This is a genomic window from Roseateles sp. FW301-B2 (genome assembly GCF_058788955.1).
This window is the reverse complement of record NZ_JBYTBE010000038.1, coordinates 15,617-35,287: the sequence shown is the minus strand read 5'-3', so window position 1 is coordinate 35,287 and position 19,671 is coordinate 15,617. Positions and strand designations below refer to the sequence as shown.

The 19,671-nt window shown below is 62.4% G+C and carries 17 protein-coding genes; 12 read left to right on the top strand and 5 right to left on the bottom strand.

Going from position 1 to position 19,671, the window contains the following annotated elements:
- Positions 1–4 precede the first annotated feature (4 nt).
- Entirely contained in the window at positions 5–2,344 is a 2,340-nt protein-coding gene (locus AC3WQY_RS20765; RefSeq protein ID WP_492710447.1) for an alpha,alpha-trehalose-phosphate synthase (UDP-forming), read from the bottom strand.
- A 106-nt stretch (positions 2,345–2,450) separates the two neighbouring features.
- On the opposite strand from AC3WQY_RS20765, the gene AC3WQY_RS20760 reads away from it, so the two are divergent.
- Positions 2,451–4,268, top strand: coding sequence for a glycoside hydrolase family 15 protein (locus tag AC3WQY_RS20760; RefSeq protein ID WP_492710445.1), 1,818 nt, complete (start codon positions 2,451–2,453; stop codon positions 4,266–4,268).
- Positions 4,269–4,278: 10 nt separating this feature from the next.
- Here AC3WQY_RS20760 and AC3WQY_RS20755 read toward each other — a convergent pair whose 3' ends face one another.
- From AC3WQY_RS20755 to AC3WQY_RS20740, 4 genes are all read right to left on the bottom strand, one after another.
- Positions 4,279–4,896 (bottom strand): DNA-3-methyladenine glycosylase I, encoded by a 618-nt coding sequence (locus tag AC3WQY_RS20755; protein ID WP_492710443.1) that lies wholly within the window; start codon positions 4,894–4,896, stop codon positions 4,279–4,281.
- A gap of 1 nt (position 4,897) precedes the next feature.
- Positions 4,898–5,191 carry a YciI family protein gene (locus AC3WQY_RS20750; RefSeq protein WP_492710442.1) on the bottom strand — a complete coding sequence of 98 codons (294 nt, stop codon included), beginning with the start codon at positions 5,189–5,191 and terminating at the stop codon, positions 4,898–4,900.
- Positions 5,192–5,214: 23 nt separating this feature from the next.
- Positions 5,215–5,793, bottom strand: coding sequence for a TetR/AcrR family transcriptional regulator (locus AC3WQY_RS20745; protein WP_492710441.1), 579 nt, complete (start codon positions 5,791–5,793; stop codon positions 5,215–5,217).
- A gap of 423 nt (positions 5,794–6,216) precedes the next feature.
- Positions 6,217–7,272 (bottom strand): integron integrase, encoded by a 1,056-nt coding sequence (locus AC3WQY_RS20740; RefSeq protein ID WP_492710467.1) that lies wholly within the window; start codon positions 7,270–7,272, stop codon positions 6,217–6,219.
- 644 nt (positions 7,273–7,916) lie between these two features.
- Between AC3WQY_RS20740 and AC3WQY_RS20735 the strand changes: the two genes are divergently transcribed.
- The 11 genes from AC3WQY_RS20735 (at position 7,917) to AC3WQY_RS20685 (ending at position 19,652) form a co-directional block, all read left to right on the top strand.
- Entirely contained in the window at positions 7,917–8,213 is a 297-nt protein-coding gene (locus AC3WQY_RS20735; RefSeq protein WP_492710440.1) for a hypothetical protein, read from the top strand.
- Between the two features lie 433 nt (positions 8,214–8,646).
- Complete coding sequence (locus AC3WQY_RS20730) at positions 8,647–9,096, top strand: hypothetical protein (protein ID WP_492710439.1); 450 nt, start codon at positions 8,647–8,649, stop codon at positions 9,094–9,096.
- A 108-nt stretch (positions 9,097–9,204) separates the two neighbouring features.
- Entirely contained in the window at positions 9,205–9,873 is a 669-nt protein-coding gene (locus AC3WQY_RS20725; RefSeq protein ID WP_492710438.1) for a suppressor of fused domain protein, read from the top strand.
- A gap of 83 nt (positions 9,874–9,956) precedes the next feature.
- Positions 9,957–10,331 (top strand): YfeK family protein, encoded by a 375-nt coding sequence (locus tag AC3WQY_RS20720; protein WP_492710436.1) that lies wholly within the window; start codon positions 9,957–9,959, stop codon positions 10,329–10,331.
- A 510-nt stretch (positions 10,332–10,841) separates the two neighbouring features.
- The gene (locus AC3WQY_RS20715) at positions 10,842–11,099 is read left to right on the top strand and encodes an EAL domain-containing protein (protein WP_492710466.1); all 258 of its coding nucleotides are present in this window, start codon (positions 10,842–10,844) and stop codon (positions 11,097–11,099) included.
- 457 nt (positions 11,100–11,556) lie between these two features.
- Complete coding sequence (locus AC3WQY_RS20710) at positions 11,557–12,654, top strand: LacI family DNA-binding transcriptional regulator (RefSeq protein ID WP_492710434.1); 1,098 nt, start codon at positions 11,557–11,559, stop codon at positions 12,652–12,654.
- A gap of 134 nt (positions 12,655–12,788) precedes the next feature.
- Positions 12,789–13,814 carry an ABC transporter substrate-binding protein gene (locus tag AC3WQY_RS20705; RefSeq protein ID WP_492710465.1) on the top strand — a complete coding sequence of 342 codons (1,026 nt, stop codon included), beginning with the start codon at positions 12,789–12,791 and terminating at the stop codon, positions 13,812–13,814.
- Positions 13,815–13,985: 171 nt separating this feature from the next.
- On the top strand, positions 13,986–16,025 hold the full coding sequence (locus AC3WQY_RS20700; RefSeq protein WP_492710433.1) for an ABC transporter permease: 2,040 nt from the start codon (positions 13,986–13,988) through the stop codon (positions 16,023–16,025).
- Positions 16,022–17,104: an ABC transporter ATP-binding protein gene (locus AC3WQY_RS20695; protein ID WP_285235291.1), complete on the top strand. Its 1,083-nt coding sequence runs from the start codon at positions 16,022–16,024 to the stop codon at positions 17,102–17,104. The genes AC3WQY_RS20700 and AC3WQY_RS20695 overlap by 4 nt, the downstream gene beginning before the upstream one ends.
- Positions 17,101–17,928 (top strand): inositol monophosphatase family protein, encoded by an 828-nt coding sequence (locus tag AC3WQY_RS20690; protein ID WP_492710432.1) that lies wholly within the window; start codon positions 17,101–17,103, stop codon positions 17,926–17,928. The genes AC3WQY_RS20695 and AC3WQY_RS20690 overlap by 4 nt, the downstream gene beginning before the upstream one ends.
- A gap of 98 nt (positions 17,929–18,026) precedes the next feature.
- On the top strand, positions 18,027–19,652 hold the full coding sequence (locus AC3WQY_RS20685; protein ID WP_285235293.1) for a histidine-type phosphatase: 1,626 nt from the start codon (positions 18,027–18,029) through the stop codon (positions 19,650–19,652).
- Positions 19,653–19,671: the final 19 nt, after the last annotated feature.

Here is a 19,671-nt window from a genome sequence, read left to right as displayed (position 1 = left end):
GTCCTCACCCTCCGCCGAGCCGTCGGACCCTGGCTTCCACACGCGCTCGCAGGCGCCAACGGCCTGCGTCCGACAGCATGCGGCCGGCCCAGCGGAATACATTGAATTCCCGCACCGTGCTGCGCAGGCTGGCCATGCGCTCACGCTGTTCGGCCGCCGGCATGAGGGCTGCGCGCAGCAGTGCATCGGCCGTCTCTTCGACGTGATAGGGATTCACGATCAGCGCCTCGGTCATTTCGCGAGCCGCTCCGGCAAAGCGGCTCAGCACGAGGACGCCTTGCTGGTCATCTCGCGCGGCCACGAACTCCTTGCAGACGAGGTTCATGCCGTCATGCAGGCTCGTGACAACGCAGATGTCAGCCGCACGAAATAGTTCATTCACTGCTTCAGGCTCATGGTGCTGGGCCAGCAGATGGATGGGTTGATAGCCAGGCCTCGAGAAGCGTGAATTGATCCGCTCGGTGATGCGCTCGACACGCTCCTGGAAGCTGCGGTACTCGTCGAGCGCCGCGCGCGTGGGCGCTGCCACCTGGACGAACACGAAGCGGCCTATCCATTCCGGGGCCTTCTCCAGCATCCGCTCCACGGCATTGAGCCGCTCGATGATGCCCTTGGTGTAGTCGAAACGGTCGATGCCGACGGCCAGACGCATGACGGCCGGCAGTTGCAGGCGCTCAGACACGCGGCGGCGACATTCGGCGATCGGAGGCCAAGCTGCAGCAACGGCCTCGTCAGGCCATTCGATCGAAATGGGGTAGCTCTCGACCAGGGTTTCCTTGTCCTGGAAGCTGATCGTCGAGTGCTCGTCCTCGATGCGAGCCTCCAGATACCGATCGACGGTCTCCATGAAGTTCTTGCAGTGAAAACGCGTATGGAAGCCAAGGATGGTGCTGCCCAGCATGCCCTGCAGGATCTCCCGGCGCCATGGGCAGATGCCGAAGGACTCCGGGTTTGGCCATGGGATGTGCCAGAAGGCGAGGATGGTGGCGTGGGGGAGCTTGGCCCGGATCATGGCCGGCAGCAGGGCAAAGTGATAGTCCTGCACCAGGACCACCGGATCCTCGCTGCGCGCTTCTGCCACCACGGCATCGGCGAAACGTTGGTTGACGCTCTTATAGGCTTCCCAATCAGACTCGCGGAACACCGGCCTCACATGGGCCACATGGCATAGCGGCCACATGCCTTCGTTGGCGAAGCCATAGTAGTAGCCTTGCTCCTCTTCAGGCGTCAACCAGATGCGGCGCAACTGGTAGTCCTGCTGGCCCGGCGGCACGCCGACACGATCGGCGCGGTCGACCACGTCTCGATCAGCGCTGCCACTGCCATGCGCAATCCAGGTGCCCGAGCAGGCCCTCATGACGGGCTCCACGGCCGTCACGAGACCGCTGGCCGGCCGCTTCACCACGATGCCGCCAGGACCATGCTCATGGATGTAGGGCTCACGGTTCGACACCACGATGACCTGATCGCCGCGCAGCTGCGTATGCAGCAGCATCCGAAGGCGCTCACCGGTCCAGTCGACCTCGGGACCTTGCATGCGGCGATACTCGTCCTCGAGGTCGCGCAGGCTGGCGCGCAGGTCGTCGACGAAGGGCGCCAGTTCGGGGGGTGGCAGCAAGGGACTGACCAGCCCCTCGCCCCGCATCACCGCGCGCACGCCATTGACCCAGCCGCGCCAGCTCAGCTGTGCCACGACCACCGTGATGAGGGCGATCAAGAAACCCAGGCTGGCAATGAAGCCAATCAGGTATCGACGCGTGTCTTGGCTGCGTTTCTCGATGAAACTGAGGTCGTGGAGCAGGACCAGCCTGCCGACCAGCACGGGTTCCGGCGGTGGACGGACCGGTTCGACCTCGGCCGCGGACTCAGCAGAAGACGCTGCAGGCTCGGCGGCGGCAGATGCTGCCGCTGCTGGCTCCTCGAGCGACTGTCGCAAGCCCATAACTGCATGAACGCCAACATGGACCGCGCCCCCAGCCAAGTCCAGACGGGGGTCTGGGCGGCCTGCGAGTTCGACGCTGCGTGTGCAGCTCAGGTCCGCCGGGAATGCGCGCGTGCTCTGCAAGGCGCGACCGTCGACGTCGCAAACGGCAATGGCAAACAGGCGCTCGTCTTGTATGGTGCGATCGAACAATGCCTCAAGCCGCTCCGGCCGGCCAGCCAGCAGAGCTTCCGCGACCGAGTCGGACAAGGCATTGGCCACGAGCACGCCGCGGCTGTTGAGGTCGCGGGAGAACCAGCGCAGCGTGACCTGGTCGAGCAGGGGCACCGCGACATAGGCCGCAGCCACGAGGGTCAAGGCCAGCGGGAGCAGGAACCTGAGCTGCAGGCGAAGGGTCTTCATCGGGAGGTCTTGGATCGTGACTTGTCGTCGTCATGTGAAAACTACATTTGTGCCAATATACATGCCTCTCCATCGGCAAGTTTTCCTGCAACGGAGGAAGGCCCTCATGCAAGCAACGACAAATGCTCCCGCCCAACAGGCCTCTTTGAACCTGGCGTTGGTCGGCAACTGCAACGTCAGCGCACTGATTGACGAGCGAGGCCGCATCGTCTGGTGCTGCATGCCGCGCTTCGACAGCACACCGGTCTTCGATGCTTTGCTGCATTCGGCGCAGGGCATCGATGCCGAGGGTGCCTTCAGTGTCGAGCTCGAAGACTTTGCGCGCGCGGAGCAATGCTATGACCCGGGAACGGCCATCGTCCGCACGCGCCTATGGGATGCGCAGGGCCAGGGTATCGAGTTGGTCGACTTTGCGCCACGCTTCATCACGCGGGACCGGCCCTACCGCCCTGCGCAGCTCGTGCGCCGGATTCATCCGATCTCGGGCCACCCTCGGGTGCGCTTTCGAGTATGCCCACGTGGGGACTGGGGACGGGCGCAGCCGTGCATTACGCGCGGCAGCCACCATCTGCGCTACGTGTTGCCTGAGATCACCTTGCGACTGACCACCAACGTGCCACTGACCTATCTGGTCGATGGCACCTGGGTCGCGCTGCACCGGCCCGTCAGCCTGTTGCTGGGGCCGGACGAAACGCTGGGCGAGGGCATCGAGGAGACCGCCCGCAGCTTCGAAGAACAGACGGCACTGTACTGGCGTCATTGGACGCATCGCCTGGCCTTGCCACTGGAATGGCAAGATGCGGTGATCCGGGCTGCCATCACCCTCAAGCTGTGTCAGTACGAGGAGACGGGTGCCATTGTCGCGGCGATGACCACCAGCATTCCCGAGGCACCGAACAGCGGCCGCAACTGGGACTACCGCTACTGTTGGTTGCGCGATGCCTTCTTTGTGGTGCGGGCGCTCAACAGCCTGTCCGAGGTGGGCACGATGGAGAGCTACTTGAACTGGCTCTACAACGTGGTGCGTGGCGCCAAGAACGGCCATGTACAGCCGCTCTACGGCATCGGCCTGGAGCCGGATCTCCCCGAATCCGTGCTGCCCCATGTCAGCGGCTACCGCGGCATGGGGCCGGTGCGCATCGGCAACCAGGCCCAGGAGCATTTCCAGCACGATGTGTATGGCAGCGTGGTGTTGGGTGCTGCCCAGGCCTTCCACGATCATCGACTGTTCCGGCGCGGTGACGCGAGCGACTTCGCTGCTCTGGAGTTGATGGGGGAGCAGGCCTGGCGCCTGCACGACCAGCCCGATGCCGGCATCTGGGAACTGCGCACCCGCGCGCGCATTCACACCTCCTCAGCGTTGATGTGCTGGGCGGCCTGCGATCGCCTGGCCCATGTGGCGGACAGCCTGGCACTGCCCGCGCGGGCCCAGTGCTGGCGCGAACGCGCCCAGACCATTCACGCCAGAATTGTCGAGTGCGCCTGGAACGAGAAGCGGCAGGCCTTCGTCGAAAGCTTTGGTGGCACCGACCTTGATGCCAGCGTGCTGCTGATGGGCGAAGTCGGGTTTCTGAGGCCGAAGGATCCACGGTTTGTCAGCACTGTCCATGCGCTGGAACATGCGCTGTGCGATGGAGCGTACATGAGGCGCTATGAGGCCAAGGACGATTTCGGATTTCCCGAGACAGCCTTCAATGTCTGTTCCTTCTGGCGCATCGACGCACTGGCCCGCATCGGCCGCCATGCACAGGCCCGGGAAGCCTTCGAGGCGATGTTGGCGCGCCGGAATTCCTCGGGGCTGCTCAGTGAGGACCTGGCGCCGGCCACAGGCGAGCTGTGGGGCAACTTCCCGCAGACCTACTCGATGGTGGGCATCATCCACGGTGCAGTGCGGTTGTCAGCGCCATGGGAGGAGGTGGTTTGATCGAATGATCTCAGCGTGGGCGGCCGGGGCGGCGGAATGCCGCGCGCGCCGCGTTGACCCTGCTTCGGATCGCGCACCCCACCGCATGGTCATTGATGAGGCCCATGGCCTGCATGAAGGCGTAGACAGTGGTGGGACCTACGAACTTCCAGCCTGAGCGTTTCAGATCCTTCGACAAGGCCACCGAGGCGGTGGACGTCGATGCCGACTGAGGTGCAGCCAATTGCTCTGTATCGGGTTCGAAACCCCAAAAGTAGGCGGCCAGAGAGCCATTCCGCTCGGCAAGCTGCTCGGCCATGCGGGCGTTGTGAATCACTGCCTCGATCTTTCCGCGATGACGCACGATGCCGCTATCGCCCAGCAGGCGTTCGACATCCGTCTCACCAAACGTCGCGACGCGGCGGAAGTCGAAGCCATCAAAGGCGGCCCTGAAATTCTCGCGCTTGGCCAGGATAGTCCGCCAGCTCAAACCCGATTGGAATGCCTCGAGACTGAGCTTCTCGAACAGGCGCTGATCGCTCGAGACCGGGAAGCCCCACTCGGTATCGTGATAGTGGAGAAACTCCGGCGCCGCGGCACACCAGGCACATCGAGGGTGCCCATCGGGACCGGCAATCGTCGACCCCATCTCAGTTTGGCTCCAGTAGGAACTGCAGCCGGGCATCAGCCTTGGCGGGCATGAATTCGGTGATCTCCGCAGTCACCACGCCTTCAGTCACGAATGGATCGAGCCGGACCCGCGCCTCCAGCGCCTCTCGAGACGTGTTATGCGCCAGCAGCGCGCCACCTTGCCTGGCTTGCAGGCTGCCGGACATCAAGAACACGCCGTCATCGAAACCCTGCTGCAGCCAGGACTTGTGCCCATTCATGTGCTGCGCTGCCTGCGACTGCTTGCTCGAGAACTTGAGGAACACCACGAACATGAAACCTCCTCGTTGTAAAAATGTCAGGCAACCCTGCGCTTGGTGCTGGGCGCGCAGGACTGGACCCAGGACATGATCTGGTCTACCTCGTGCTGTACGAACTGCTTGTCGTGCAGCGCCTGTGCCAGCGTGGCTACGCCCTGGCTGCGCATCAGCAGGTGAAGCGCCAGCGCATCGGCGTCCTTCTTGCGCCCCATCTGTTCGAACTGCTGGCGCAGCCAGGCCCGGAAAAGGTCAAGGATGGCATTGGCACCATCCTGAGCGGCGTGACCGAGCTTGGACAACTCCATGCACAGGCCGCCAACCGGGCAGCCGTGCTTCATGATCTTGGCCTGGTTGCGAATCAATAACTCCGCGAAGAGCCGAATGCGATTCTGCGGACCCTCACATTCAGCCTCCCACTGGGCAAGCATGCACTGCGTGCGCATCGTCCGCGCCGCAATGACTGCGTCGAGGATCTCGTCCTTGGTCTTGAAGTGGTAGTAGAAGTTTCCACGCGAAATCTGCACCGCCTCGGCGATGTCCGCAAAGGAGGTGCGCTCAAAGCCGCGTTCGTAGAACAGAGCGTCAGCCGCTTGAACAATACATTCGCGAGTGCTCATGAATATCCGCAGTTAGGACGATTGACCTAGCGTTGACGAGAATAGGGCAATTGTCCTAATTCGTCAACGCATTGGCCCTCAGGGCGTGGGAGGGTCAGCTCCTTACACCAGACCCAATGGCTGGTTGGTGTCAGGAAGCGTGAGTTCGGTCGCCGTTGTTCAAGGCCCGCTCCCGCTGCAATGAAGCCCTCCAGCCTTCGCTGCCCGTCGCAACAGTCGGGGATATCAAGTGCTTTGCGATGTAGGCGGCTTGCTATAGCGTTCGGCAATGAGCGCGGATCTGTGGGAAGGTGATGATGCAACCGAGGACATTCAAGGATCTCGACTGACGAAGAGTTCCGACTTGGCCGTCAGCGGTTCTCGGCCAGGAGCGGAAGTTCGCCCATCCGATGCAGGAGACAGCTCTAGGCTGATAGGCGAAGTTCATGAACGGCCGCTTTGCGGCATCACAGTGCTGGGTAGAACGTCTATGGGGCTGTGCACGGCGCCGCCTCCAACCCTGAGCACGTGGGTGTAGATCATGGTTGTGGCGACATCAGAATGGCCGAGCAACTCCTGGACCGTTCGAATGTCGTAGCCAGACTGAAGAAGATGCGTTGCGAATGAGTGTCTGAGCGTGTGCGGTGACACTGGCTTGGTCACGCCGGCGGCGTTGGCTGCACGCTTGAACGCCCGCTGGAAAGTCTGGTCGTACATGTGATGCCGCCGAACGATCCCACTGCGAGGGTCCACCGAGTGATGGTCTTGAGGAAATACCCAGAACCACGCCCAGGTTGACCCGGCGCGTGGATACTTCCGGTCGAGGGCATCCGGCATCTCGACGCCGCCTCGCTGCTCTTGTTGATCTTGCAGCCACACCGCGTGGGCCTTGGCCAACTGCTCACGCAAGCCAGGCTCCAGTGACTTTGGCAGCATCACCACTCGGTCTTTTGCCCCTTTGCCCTCGCGAACAATGATGGCGCCGTGCGAGAAGTCCATGTCCTTGACACGCAAGTGCAGGCCTTCGGTGATGCGCATGCCAGTGCCGTACAGCAATTGCCCGAATAGCCTCCACTCGGAGTCCAGCCTGGACAGGACATGGGCGACCTCGTCGCGCGACATGACCACCGGCAAACGTCGCTGGGGGCGCGGGCGACCAATCTCCGACATCCATGGCAGTTGCACCCCAAGCACTTTCCCGTAAAGAAATAGAAGGGCAGACAAGGCCTGTCGGTGTGTGGCCGGCGCCACTTGGCGTTCGCTGGCCAGCCAACTGAGGAAGGACTCAACAGCAGTGCCGTCAAGGTCTCGTGGATGCCGCAGCCCGTGATGCCGGATAAAGGCACGGACCCAGAACACATAGGCATCCTCGGTACTGCGGCTGTAATGCAGGAAACGGATGCGTTCGCGCAGCTGATCCAATAGCCGCGGCGACGTTAGCGGAGGCAGGTCAGCCGAGCGGACGGCTGGGCGAGGCGCCTTGCTCCTGATTTCCCCCATCGGTGCGATAGACGGGTCGCGCACGTGCATCTCCAATGCGCAAAGCTGCCCCCACTGTGGGTTGCTACCAAGCAATCCAGCATGAAGTGCAGCTCAGAATCTGGGTGCTGCTTTTGCCTGTTATTTAATACTGTTGTTCTGTACAGCTTATGCCACCCAAAGCCAAGCTGCAAGCCGCTTGCAGCCCTGCCGCATCGGACATGTTAGGGAGACAGTGCGCCAAGTTATGCGTCACTGCTGTCTCCATATATCCAAGTTATGCGGCTCTAGGAAGCAGCGATCGTGATCAACGAGTCTGATATGCCTGTATGTGACAGTTGCGGCGCGAATGCGATGGGTGCGTTCGTTCAGCATGGCAGCTACTTCACACGCTGCACCCGCTGCAATGCGGATGGGCCAGCTACTAGCTGGCTAGCACTCTCCAGCCAACTCACCGGCCGTGTTCAGGCGGTTGTTGTCACTGAAACCTTCGAATCGCTAGAAGAAGTCGGTAGCGGTGATGTCCGGCAAATCTTTGAGTCAATATCAGCGGCTGCGCGTCAAGGCAAGCTTGTTCGGCTACTGAATGCGGCGCCCGCCGCATAACCCGTCATTGCAGCCGACCTGCGCCAGCTGCGCTGGCTGGTCGGCTGAATTCCAACGTTATGCATCAAGCTAACCTGCCCCGCTTCTTGTCCGGCGAAGAGGTTCGAGCCGTGCTCGCGTCTTTTCCGCCTGGAGAGACGATCACCGTTGTTCGCACCAGGTTCAAGAACAAGACGGAGATTCGAACTGAAGTGCGTATGTCGGTCGATGAACTCGAGGCTTTGATCCTTTCTTCGATGGAAGAGGGGCAACAACCCGGCGGCGATTTGGAGGTCTCCTTGCCTGGCTGTTCGATGGCTCTCGTCGGCCACCACGACGGGCTGTATTGGCTCGAACGAAGCAGCGGCCATGCATAACATGCCAGTCAACCGGACCGCCTGCGGCGGCCGGTCACCTTCACGTTAGGGCTCATTGAAATGTTGAGCTTGCAATCGACATTGGTGAAAGCTGGCGCAGCGCTCTTGTTGGGCCTTGGCGCGTTCCTTGTCTCGGCATTCGCGTTGCGTCCCTACGCTCCGTTCCTAATGCCGCTTGGGCTGACGTCGGCAGAATGGGTTCTTGCCGCTGGAGTTGGCGTCTTGGTCTGTGCTGTTGCCGTATGGCGCCTTGCGCGCGGGGCTAGCGCGAAGTCTGAGGTGTCGGCATTTCTGGACGCGGCCGATGGAGATCACCTTGGCTGAACTAGGTGCGACTGTGAGCCCTAACCTGTCACTCGAGCCGACTCGCGTCGGCAAGCCGCCGCTCGCGGCTCAGCTTCAACGTTAGACCGCACCAATAGGCAACTCCACTATGCCAACAGCAGAAATCGGACGCTGGGAGTTCTTCGTACCCGACGGGTGGGAGATCAAGGACTCAGGCATCGGCGTTTCCTACATCGAAGCTCCAGATGAAACGATGGGGTTCTATCAGAAGACGATCAAGTCAGAACCAGCAGAACCATCAGCACAGAGCCTGGCCGAATACATCCAGAAGGTGCACCGCCGAGGGTTCGAAGCAGATCCGAATTCGGATTGGCAAGTCACTGAGTTTTCTGGCTGTCAGCGAGGTGATCTGTACTGGTCACGCCTGGATATGTGGGACGAAACCGCAAACTATCGAGTGCTGTCAGTAGTATCCAGTAGCCCAGAACATGCTGTTCAGCTCACGTTGCACGACTACGACTGCAAGAACTATGAGGCGCCAAACTCTGCCTTCAATCAAATCGAGCAGTCTTTGCGGCTGGCGGCTGGTGCGGCCTAACCCGTCGCTCGAGTGGACCTCCGCCAGCTGGCCGCGCTACGCTGCCTGTATATTTTCAGCTCCGCGCGGCCAGCTGGCTCCGGACCCTCAGCTTGCACGTTAGGTCTCATGGGAGAGTTCATGTCATCTTTGGAGTCTGTCTGGAAGCAGCGAGAAGAGGCGGTATATCCGAACCTCTTCGGTCAGGTCTCACGCGGAGTATTCGCGCTGTCCGCCGAGCTTTTCTCCGACGTATTCGATCAGTACGAAATTGACCCTCGTTGGCTACATCACGGTGTGTTCGAGTTCGGTCCCACGGCAACCAGAAGCACATGGCTGTACCTCACATCCGGCACCTCGAATCCATGGGATGAAGAGCCATCTGAATACGACCCCGGCGCGTACTCGGGCATCGGAACTGAACTAGTGCTTGAAGCGCCTGCCCAAGCCGACTGGCCGATCAGCTGCTTGCAAAAGCTCCTCGCGTACCACATCCTTCTAGCGCACAGGCGGTTTGGCGATGCTGAACCTCTTGACTATGGAGCAAGAGTTCCTTTGGGTGGGCCAATCAACGGCGATGTTTCCTCTTGTCTTCGCTTTGTAGTGGTTGCGGAACCTTCTTGCTTTCCCTCGTTCTTCAATCTCGGATCAGGCCGTGTGGACCTTCTTCAAGTGGTCGGAATTTCAGAAGCCGAGAGGGATCTCGCGAAGGCTGAAGGCAATGACCGCCTTGTTGCCCGCCTAAAGGAGGGCGGGGCATTTCCGCTTACCGATCCGGCGCGGGAGTCTGTAGCGTGAGACCTAACCAGTCGCTCGAGCCGACTCGCGTCGGCAGGCCGCCGCTCGCGGCTCAGCTTCAACGTTAGGCTGCACGACGTCATATGAAACGCCTGTTCTTTGCCTCCATTGCTGGTCTCGCGTGCCTTGTTGCCGTTGCAGCGCCAACATCAGCGCCGGTTCGAGCTGAGGTTGATGCCCTGGTGTCAAGGCTTCAGGCTTCTGGATGCCAGTTCAATCGCAACGGGTCTTGGTACAACGCATCTGATGCGAAGACCCATCTGCTTCGCAAGCTCGAGTATTTCGAGGGCAAGACCACAATCCAGAATACAGAACAGTTCATTGAACTTGCGGCCTCGAAGAGCAGTTCATCTGGTCAGCCCTACAAGGTCAAGTGCGGGACGTCGGGTGCGGTAGAGAGCAAGAGTTGGCTCACTGCCGAGCTAGCGGCTATTCGCGCAAGCAAGCCCAAACCATGAGTTTTTCTGCCACCCAGCCGCCTAACCAGTCGCTCGAGCCGACTCGCGTCGGCAAGCCGCCGCTCGCGGCTCACCTTCAACGTTAGGCATCACTGTGGCCAGAGGCGCGCTCTTATGCTCAAGCTAGCTATTCGCCCAGCAGTCGTTTCGTCACGTTGGTTTGTCCGTGTCATGGCGGCTCTAGCTGCAATAGCGCTGGGATTCGGCATCAACGCCTGGTTCCGGCCAGAGCCGCCTCCGTACAGCGGAAGGTTGGCATGGCTGGCTGAAGCGGCATGGTGGGTGCTAGGTTCCGGCGGTCCGGTACTGCTATGGCTTGCGTTAGCCTCGGCACTCTCACTGGTTGCTCGTTTTGTTTGGCGCCATACACCAAAGAAGCCCTCCGACAGGTGGCTATGAACGTTCTGCCTAACCCTTTGCTCAACCGGACCCGCACCGGCATGCCGCCTACGGGCCCCATTTCATTCTGGCCCTACGGCAGCATGCCGGTACGGGCCGGTTGCCGTCAACCTGTCGGCCAGGAATCTTCGAGATGAGGACTTGCTGCGCCACATCGTGAAGTCCACCATCGACCTGATCCACGACCTCGGTCGCAACCTGGTGGCCGAAGGCGTCGAGACCATCGAATGCTGGCGCCAGTTGCAGTCATTCGGTTGCGACGTTGCCCAGGGCTACTTGATTGCAAGGCCTATGCCTGCAGAGGAGTTCCAACTTTGGGCAGCCAGCGGCGATCATCTGCCAAGCGGAGCCCATTTTCCCGCGCCGTGAAGCGCCTCCGCAACAGGGCGCCGCGCCAGGCCACAGCTCCTAGGCCGCTATTACTGCGGCCAAGGCAGCGAAGAGATTCTGTTGCACGAGAATGCCCAGGTCAGCTGAGCGCTGACGACATGCTCCCCCTCCATCAGTGCAAAGATTTGGCCCAATTCCGCGCGAGTCAGTACCACCGGAATTCGCCGCTGACTGCACGGGCGACCGATGTCCTGCATCCAAGGCAAGCTCTCCCCCAGTACCTTGCCGTATAAGAACAGCAAAGCTGGCCACCGACAGAAATCGCTGCGGAGCCGAAGTCCGCCGAACTTCGGCATCAGGTTGGTTGCGACCGCGCAGTCGCGGTAGTTGAGCGGCGCCTGAGAAGGAAGCAGCCGGCGCTCAGACTCCGTGCCAGTTGACGCAAGCGTGTAAGCTGACAGGCATCTGTGATTTGCTTGAGGCTGCTGGCAGCTCTATGAGTTCGGAAAAAAGTTCTGCTTGGGTTACTTCCGCCGACGTTGCGCGCCACGCCGGCGTCTCCAGATCAGCGGTTTCGCGCACGTTCACTGAAGGGGCGAGCGTCGCCCCCGAGACGCGAGCCAAGGTACTCAAATCGGCTGAAGCCTTGGGGTACCAGGTGAATATGCTGGCGCGCAGCATGATCCAGCAGCAAAGCAATTTGGTTGGTGTGGTGGTGTCGGGGTTTGACAACCCATTCCTGCTGAGCTTGCTCGGCCCATTGACGCACCAGTTGGCGCTTCGGTCGCAGGCGCCCTTGCTGATGGATGCGAGCGAGCCGGAGCAACTGTCGAACAGCTTGCGCCAGTTGATGCAGTATCGAATTTCTGGCGTGATTCTGACTTCCGGCACGCCGCCGATTCAATTGGCCAAGGAGTATCTGCGCCTGCGCATTCCTGTTGCCATGATCAACCGCGAGCCGCTGCTCGAAGGTGTCGATGTCATCAACAGCGACAACCGGCAGGGCGGGGCACTGGCTGCCGAGGTCTTGTGTCGAGCAGGCGCTCGCAACTTGGTCTTTCTGAACGTGGTGACCGGCACGCTAAGCCCCAGTGCTCGTGGTGCTGCTTTTGCGAAAGCTCTCGCGGGGCAGGTCAGGCGCGGCGCTGTGAAGCTACGCCAGGCCACGGCAGGAGGCGTTTCCTATGCCCATGGGTTCGAAGTCGCGCGACAACTGTTCGCCGAGCCTTCGGCGCGGCCCGATGGTGTGTTCTGTACCAACGATGCGCTGGCATGTGGCTTGATCGATGGCGTACGCGCGCTGTATGGCTTGCGCGTTCCGGAAGACGTGAAAGTGGTCGGGTTCGACGACATCCCGATGGCCGCATACGAGGCCTACGCGCTGACGACCTTTCGTCAGGACATTGGTGCATTGGCTGAGCGTGCCGTGGCTTGTCTGGCTGAACGAATGGGTGCGCCGGACATGCCAAGCCGCACGCTGGAACTTCCCGTGAGCCTGGTCGAGCGCCGGTCGACCCAGATTCCGTCCATTGAATCTACGGAGCCGGCTAAGGCGCCGGTGCGCCGCCGTCGGCTGGTTTCGCCACCCGTCTAGGGAAGACCCTGACTTGCTGATCCGGGCCTGGGCAGTACATTGCACACGTGTGCAGTGCACACGTGTGCAATCAAAAGAACCTGCAAGATAAACAGACGCTGGCCAGCGATGCCAGCCTCTTTCCGGAGACGAAGATGAAGATCAAATGGATCTGCGGGCTGTTGCTCGCGTCCCTTTCGGCCGTGCCGCTGAGCAGCCAGGCCGCAGAGCGATTGAACGTGCTGTGCGCCGCAGACAACGACTGGTGCGAATTGATGCGTAACAGCTTCGAAAGCGAGACCGGTGTTCAGGTGTCGATGGTGCGCAAAAGCGCTGGCGAAATCTTCGCGCAGATCCGCGCTGAGGCTGGCAACCCGAAGACCGACATCTGGTGGGCCGGCACGGGCGATCCACATCTGCAAGCCGCAGCTGCCGGTTACACCGAGGTCTACAAATCGCCGCAACTTGATAAGTTGCAGCCCTGGGCGCAGAAGCAGGCCGAGATCGCTGGCTACCGTACCGTAGGCGTCTATGCCGGACTGCTGGGTATTGGATACAACCCCGAGGTGCTCAAGCGCAACAACGCGCCGGTGCCAAAGTGCTGGAAGGACTTGCTCACCCCGGCCTACAAGGGCGAGATCCAGATTCCGAATCCGAACTCCTCGGGCACTGCCTACGCCGCCATCGCGACCCTGGTGCAGTTGCAGGGCGAGGCCGAGGCCTTCGCCTTCATGAAGAAGATGAACGACAACGTCAATCAGTACACCAAGAGCGGATCGGCGCCGGCCAAGGCGCTGGCACGCGGCGAGATCGGCGTGGGCATCACCTTTCAGCATGACCTGCTGAAGGAAACGGTCGCGGGCTTCCCGGTTGAAGTGGTGTCGCCCTGCGAGGGCACCGGCTACGAAGTCGGTTCGATGAGCATCGTGAAGGGTGCGAAGAACATGGCCAGTGCCAAGCGCTTCTACGAGTTCGCGCTGCGCGCCGACGTGCAGTCTCTCGCAGTCAAGGCGAATGCCTTCCAGGTGCCCTCGAACAAGGCCGCCACTATCCCACCGCGTGCGCCGCGCCTGGAAACGGTGAAGACGATCAACTACGACTTCGCCAAGTACGGCAGCGAGGAGACACGCAAGCGTCTGCTCAGGCGCTGGGACGACGAGATCTTCTCTCTGCCGCGCTGAGCAGCCACAAGGAGCGCCGTCGTGGACAAATCATTGCGTGTCTGGCTGTTGCTGGCCTTGCTGAGCAGCCTGCTGCTGCCCTGGCACCAGCAGGAGGCCGGACTTCTGGCTGGTGAGTGGCTGGGCGCCGGCTGGCCCGGGGACCGGGCCACCGCCACTGCAGCCTGGCAGGTGCTGGGGCTGGGCCGCCTGGAACTGCTGCCGCTGCTGCTGCTGCCGATCGTGGCCGGTCTGCTGGACATGGCCAGGCTTGCGCGGCCCGCGCTTGGTGCGGTCCTGATGGCCCTGGCCGTCGCGGCCTTGGCCTGGTTGGGATGGCTGAGTTGGGGCGCTGCCCCAGCCGATCGGCCGGGGCTCGGCTGGGGCGCGCTCCTGTACGCGATCTGCACGTTGTTCATGCTGAGCACCGGCGCAGCTTGGCGCGGCGCCTGCCGCGGGGACGTTTTCGTCTGCGGTGTGATTGCCTTGCTGGTAGCCCTGGTTGGCCTGTTCGTGATGTTTCCCGTACTGCGTGTGCTGGTCGGTGCCTTCGAGCAGGATGGCGCCTTCAGCTTGGCCGCGCTGTGGTTACGCACCACCGACGCCCGCGTCTGGTCCTTGGCGTGCGTGGCAGGCGGGCAGCGTTGCGGCGTGGCCTGGAACACCTTGTTTCTGGGGCTCAGCACCGCGGCAGGTGCAACCCTGCTGGGTCTTGCATTCGCCCTGGTCATGACGCGCACCGGCTTTCGGTTCAAGAAGGTTCTGCGCGCGTTGACGGTGCTGCCCATCATCACCCCGCCCTTTGTGATCGGGTTGGCGCTGATCCTGCTGTTTGGCCGCAGCGGTGTTGTCACCGGCTGGGTCTCGGCCTGGTTCGACGTGGCGCCAGGCCGTGGCCTCTATGGCTTCTATGGCGTATGGCTGGCGCAGTTGCTCTCGTTCACGCCGATCGCTTTCATGGTGCTGATCGGCGTGGTTGAGGGCGTGAGCCCTTCTGTGGAGGAGGCGTCGCAGACCTTGGGTGGCTCGCGCTGGACCACATTCTGGCGTGTCTCGTTGCCCCTGATGCGTCCGGGCCTGGCAAATGCCTTCCTGGTGGCCTTCATCGAGAGCATGGCCGACTTTGGCAACCCGATGGTGCTGGGCGGAAATTTCGGAGTGCTGTCCACCGAGATCTACTTTGCCATCGTCGGCGCGCAGAACGACGCCGGCCGTGCCGCGGGTCTCGGCCTGATCTTGCTCTGCTTCGCCGTTGCAGCCTTCGTGGCACAGCGGCGCTGGGTGGGCAAGAAGTCATACGCCACCGTCACCGGCAAGGCCGACAACGGCCAGCATGCCGGACTGGACAAGCGCATGTCCATGGCGCTCGCCCTGCTGGTGAGTCTGTGGACGGCCTTCACCCTGGTGCTCTACGGCATGATCCTGGCCGGCGGCTTCGTCCACCAATGGGGCCGCGACAACAGCTTCACCCTGCGCCACTACAGCGACGCCTTCGGCATCAGCTTCGGCGAGCAGGGCCTGCGCTGGGTCGGTACCGCCTGGGACTCGCTGTTCACCACGCTGGCCATCGCCGGCATCTCCGCCCCGCTGACCGCCGCCCTGGGGCTGCTTGCCGCCTGGCTGCTGGTGCGTCAGCGCTTTGCCGGCAAGGCAGCATTCGAGTTCGCCACCATGCTCAGCTTCGCGATACCGGGCACGGTGATCGGTATTAGCTACATCCTGGCCTTCAACGCGGCACCGATCGAGCTGACCGGTACAGGCGCCATCCTGGTGTTGTGCTTTGTGTTCCGCAATATGCCGGTGGGACTGCGCGGTGGCGTTGCGGCCATGAGCCAACTGGACGGCAGCCTCGACGAGGCCTCGACCATGCTGGGTGCCAACAGCTTCACCACCGCCCGGCGGGTCGTGTTGCCGCTGATGCGACCGGCGCTGACTTCGGCCCTGGTCTACAGCTTCGTGCGCTCCATCACCTCCATCAGCGCCGTGATCTTCCTGGTCAGCGCGAAATACAACATGGCCACGGCCTACATCGTCGGCCTGGTCGAGAACGGCCAGTACGGCATTGCCATTGCCTACGCCAGCGCGCTGATCGTCGTCATGCTGCTGTGCGTGCTGGTTGCGCAAAAGCTGGTCGGCCAGCGCCGTTTGCGGCGTGTCGAGCGCGTACAGGGCGCGGCGCCTCAAGCCACGGCGACCCCCAGTGAATTCGTTTTGAAGAAGGTTCAATCATGAAAGCCGACAACTCCTCCGCGATGACGGCCGGCCTGGCCTCGGGGGCCCTGGTCTTCGATCAGGTGAGCAAGCAGTACGGCTCGGTCACCGCCGTCGACAACGTCTCGTTCAGCATTCCCAAGGGCGATCTCGTCACCTTGCTGGGTCCGAGCGGTTGCGGCAAGACCAGCACCTTGCGACTGATCGCCGGGTTGGAACACGTCAGCCGTGGGCGCATCCTGATTGGAGGACAGGACGTGACCCGTCAGTCCGCCATAGAGCGCAATGTCAGCATGGTGTTCCAGTCTTACGCCCTGTTTCCTCATATGACGGTGCAGGAAAACGTGGCCTATGGCCTGGAAGTGGGCGGAGCCCGCAAGACGGAGGCCAAGGAGCGCGCCATCGAGGGCCTGCGCTTGGTAGGTCTGGCCGACTTCGGCCCACGCCTGCCGAGCGAACTCTCAGGTGGGCAACAGCAACGCGTGGCGGTGGCGCGCGCGCTGGTGCTGGAACCCCAGGTGCTGCTGCTCGACGAGCCGCTGTCCAACCTCGACACCAAGCTGCGTCGCCGTGTGCGCGACGAGATCCGCGAGATCCAGCAGCGATTGCGGCTGACCGCCGTCTACGTAACCCATGACCAGGAAGAAGCCTTGGCCGTGTCAGACCAGATCATTGTGATGAACAAGCAGAAAGTAGCCCAGCAGGGCAGCCCGCGTGACCTGTTCGAAACCCCGGCCGATGAGTTCGTGGCCGACTTTATCTGCGACGCCAATCTGGTGGCGGGCGAGTTGCAGGGCGAGGCCTGCGAGATCGGCGGCATTAAGCTGCAACTGGCCAATCCGCGGCGCTATCGTGGCGCCGTGCGCGTTGCCGTGCGCCCCGATGCGATGCGCTTGCGCCCGGCTGCTGCTAACGATCCACTGGTGGGGGCGGTGCTGCACGCGGCCTTCCTCGGCACCGAGATGCAATACACCCTGGCCTCGCCCTTGGGAGAACTGTTCGTGCGTCAGGCCGAGGTGCGCCGCCCCCTGGCGGTCGGATCCTCTGTCGCCATCGATTTCGCAGACCACGGCCTGTGCGTTGTCGGAGGCCAGGCATGATGCTGCTGCAGGATCGCTATGAACTGGCCCGCAGCGTGGCCCGCGAGGCCGGCTTGCGCGCGCTGGAGATGTTCCGCCGCCGCGATGAGCTGGTGATCGAATCCAAGGGTTTGCAGGACATGGTCAGCGCCGCCGACCAGGACACCGAGGCCTTTATCCGCCAGCAAGTGCTGGCCCGTTTCGCCGCCGATGGATTCCTCGGCGAGGAAGGCGGCCTGGACCGCGGCGATGCCGATTTCCTCTGGGTCATTGATCCGATTGACGGCACTGCCTGCTTCGTCAAGGGCATGCATGCTTGGTGCTTGTCGATCGGCGTGCTGTGCCAGGGGCGGCCGGTCATCGGCGTCGTCTACGACCCGAACAGCGACGAGATGTTCCATGCCGCACAAGGGCAGGGCGCGTTTGCCAATGCCAAGCGCCTGCAGGTGCATTCGGCCGCCCGGGTCAGTGAGGGTGTGCTCGGCGTGGGCTTCTCACATCGGGTGCCGGTTGATGCCTTCGTGCCCTTTCTTGGCCGTGTGTTGGCCGATGGAGGCATGTTTATACGCAATGGTTCGGGTGCCTTGATGCTGGCCTATGTGGCCGCGGGGCGCTTGATCGGCTACTACGAGCCGCATATCAACGCCTGGGACTGCCTGGCGGCCATCGTCTTGCTGCAGGAGGCTGGCGGAGTCGTCAACGATTTTCTGGCTGATGGGGGACTGCAGCACGGCAATCCAATCATCGCCGCCGGGCCGGCGCTGTACCCGCAGTTGCTGGCGCTGATCGCCCCGGAGTCCTGCAGCCCGCCGCTGCAGTCCAACAAATTGCCAGCGCTTTTTTGAGCCCTGAAATGCACACGTGTGCATTGCCTTTGCGATACCTGCCCGATACCGCCCGGGCCAACAAATCAATCAAGGCGGGCAGCCTACGGAGACATGGCATGACGACAACAGCAATCCTCTCGCGACTCTGGGTCGCCGCCGCACTAACGGCGGGACTGGCCGCATGCGGTGGCGGTGACGACACCAGCACACAGACCCCGCCTCCGCCTGCACCGCCGCCGGCGCCGACCAATTTCTACTACCAGACCAAGACGCCTTACGCGCCGCAGCAGGACGCGGCCAGCTACGAGGCGCCGCCCAGCGGCTTCAGCACCGTCTTCACCGAACTGGTGGCGCGACATGGCTCGCGCGGCCTGTCCAGTCTGAAGTACGACCTGGCGGTCTACAACATGTGGCTCAAGGCGGCATCCGAGGGGGCGCTGACCGATCTGGGCCTGAAGCTGGGCCCCGACGTCCTGAAGCTGATGAAGGCCAACTTCCTGCTCGGCTACGGCGTGCCTGGCATCAGCAAACCCGGCTACGGCAACGAGACGCAAGTCGGCATCGACGAGCACACCAACCTGGCCAAGCGCCTGCTGAGCCGCCATGCCGCGTTGTTCGAGCAGGTGGTCGGCACGGCCGCCACCAGCCCTCGGCGTATCGAGGTCGTGACCTCGGGCGTGGACCGTGCCGTGGACAGCGGCGCCTTCTTCGTCAAGGGCATGTTGGCCACGCAGCCCAAGCTGGCCGAGCTGGTCAGCTACCCGGCCGCGCCCGGCCCCTACCCGGTCAGTGCACCGGTGGCGCAGCCGGCCGGCACCGACCGCTTCCTGCTCTATTTCCACAAGCTGGTGGCGGCGACCGATCTGGTAAGCAACGCCTCCGATCCGCTCTACACCACTTACCAGGACAGCCTAGCCTTCCAGAAGTGGCTGAAGGACGCCGACCTGGCGGCCAAGCAGGCGGCCATCCTCGCCGACCCGGCGGCCAAGACGGCCGGCCGCGTCGTGCTGGAGCGCCTGTTCACCAAGGCCTTCGTCGACAAGATCGAGTCCGGCGCCTACAGCTTTGCCAACACCGGCAGCTTCACCTACAGCAGTGCCGATGGCAAGTTCACCAGCACCCTCAGCGGTGACGGCGAAACGCCCATCGGCAATCTGGCCGAGGCGGCCTCGCGCATCTACGAGCTGTATGTGATCGCTCCGGCGATGAAGGCCGAGGCCGGTGTCGACTTCTCGCCCTATATGCCGCTGGAGCAGGCCAAGTACTTTGCCTTCACCCAGGACGCGGCCGACTTCTACAAGATGGGCCCCGGCATCACCGAGAAGGGCAGCGTCACCTGGAAGATGGCCCAGCACCTGGAGGATGACTTCTTCAACCAGGTTGATGCCATCGCCAAGGGCCAGCTGGGCAAGGTCGCCAAGCTGCGCTTCGCCCATGCCGAGATCATCATTCCCTTCGCCTCGAAGATGGGCCTGAAGAACGTGCTGCAGCAGGTGCCGCTGGCCACCATGTACAGCTACGAAAACAACCCCTGGCGTGGTGACTATGTCTCGCCGATGGCGGCGAATATGCAGTGGGACGTGGTGCGCAACGCCAGCGGCACCCTGCTCGTGAAGATGCTCTTCAACGAGAAGGAAACCGACTTCAAGGCCGACTGTGATGGCGCTCGCTATGCCGCCAACAGCCACTTCTACGACTACACGAAGCTGAAGGCCTGCTACGGCCACACGCCGGCGCCCTGAGTCGCAGCGTTTCGCTCCC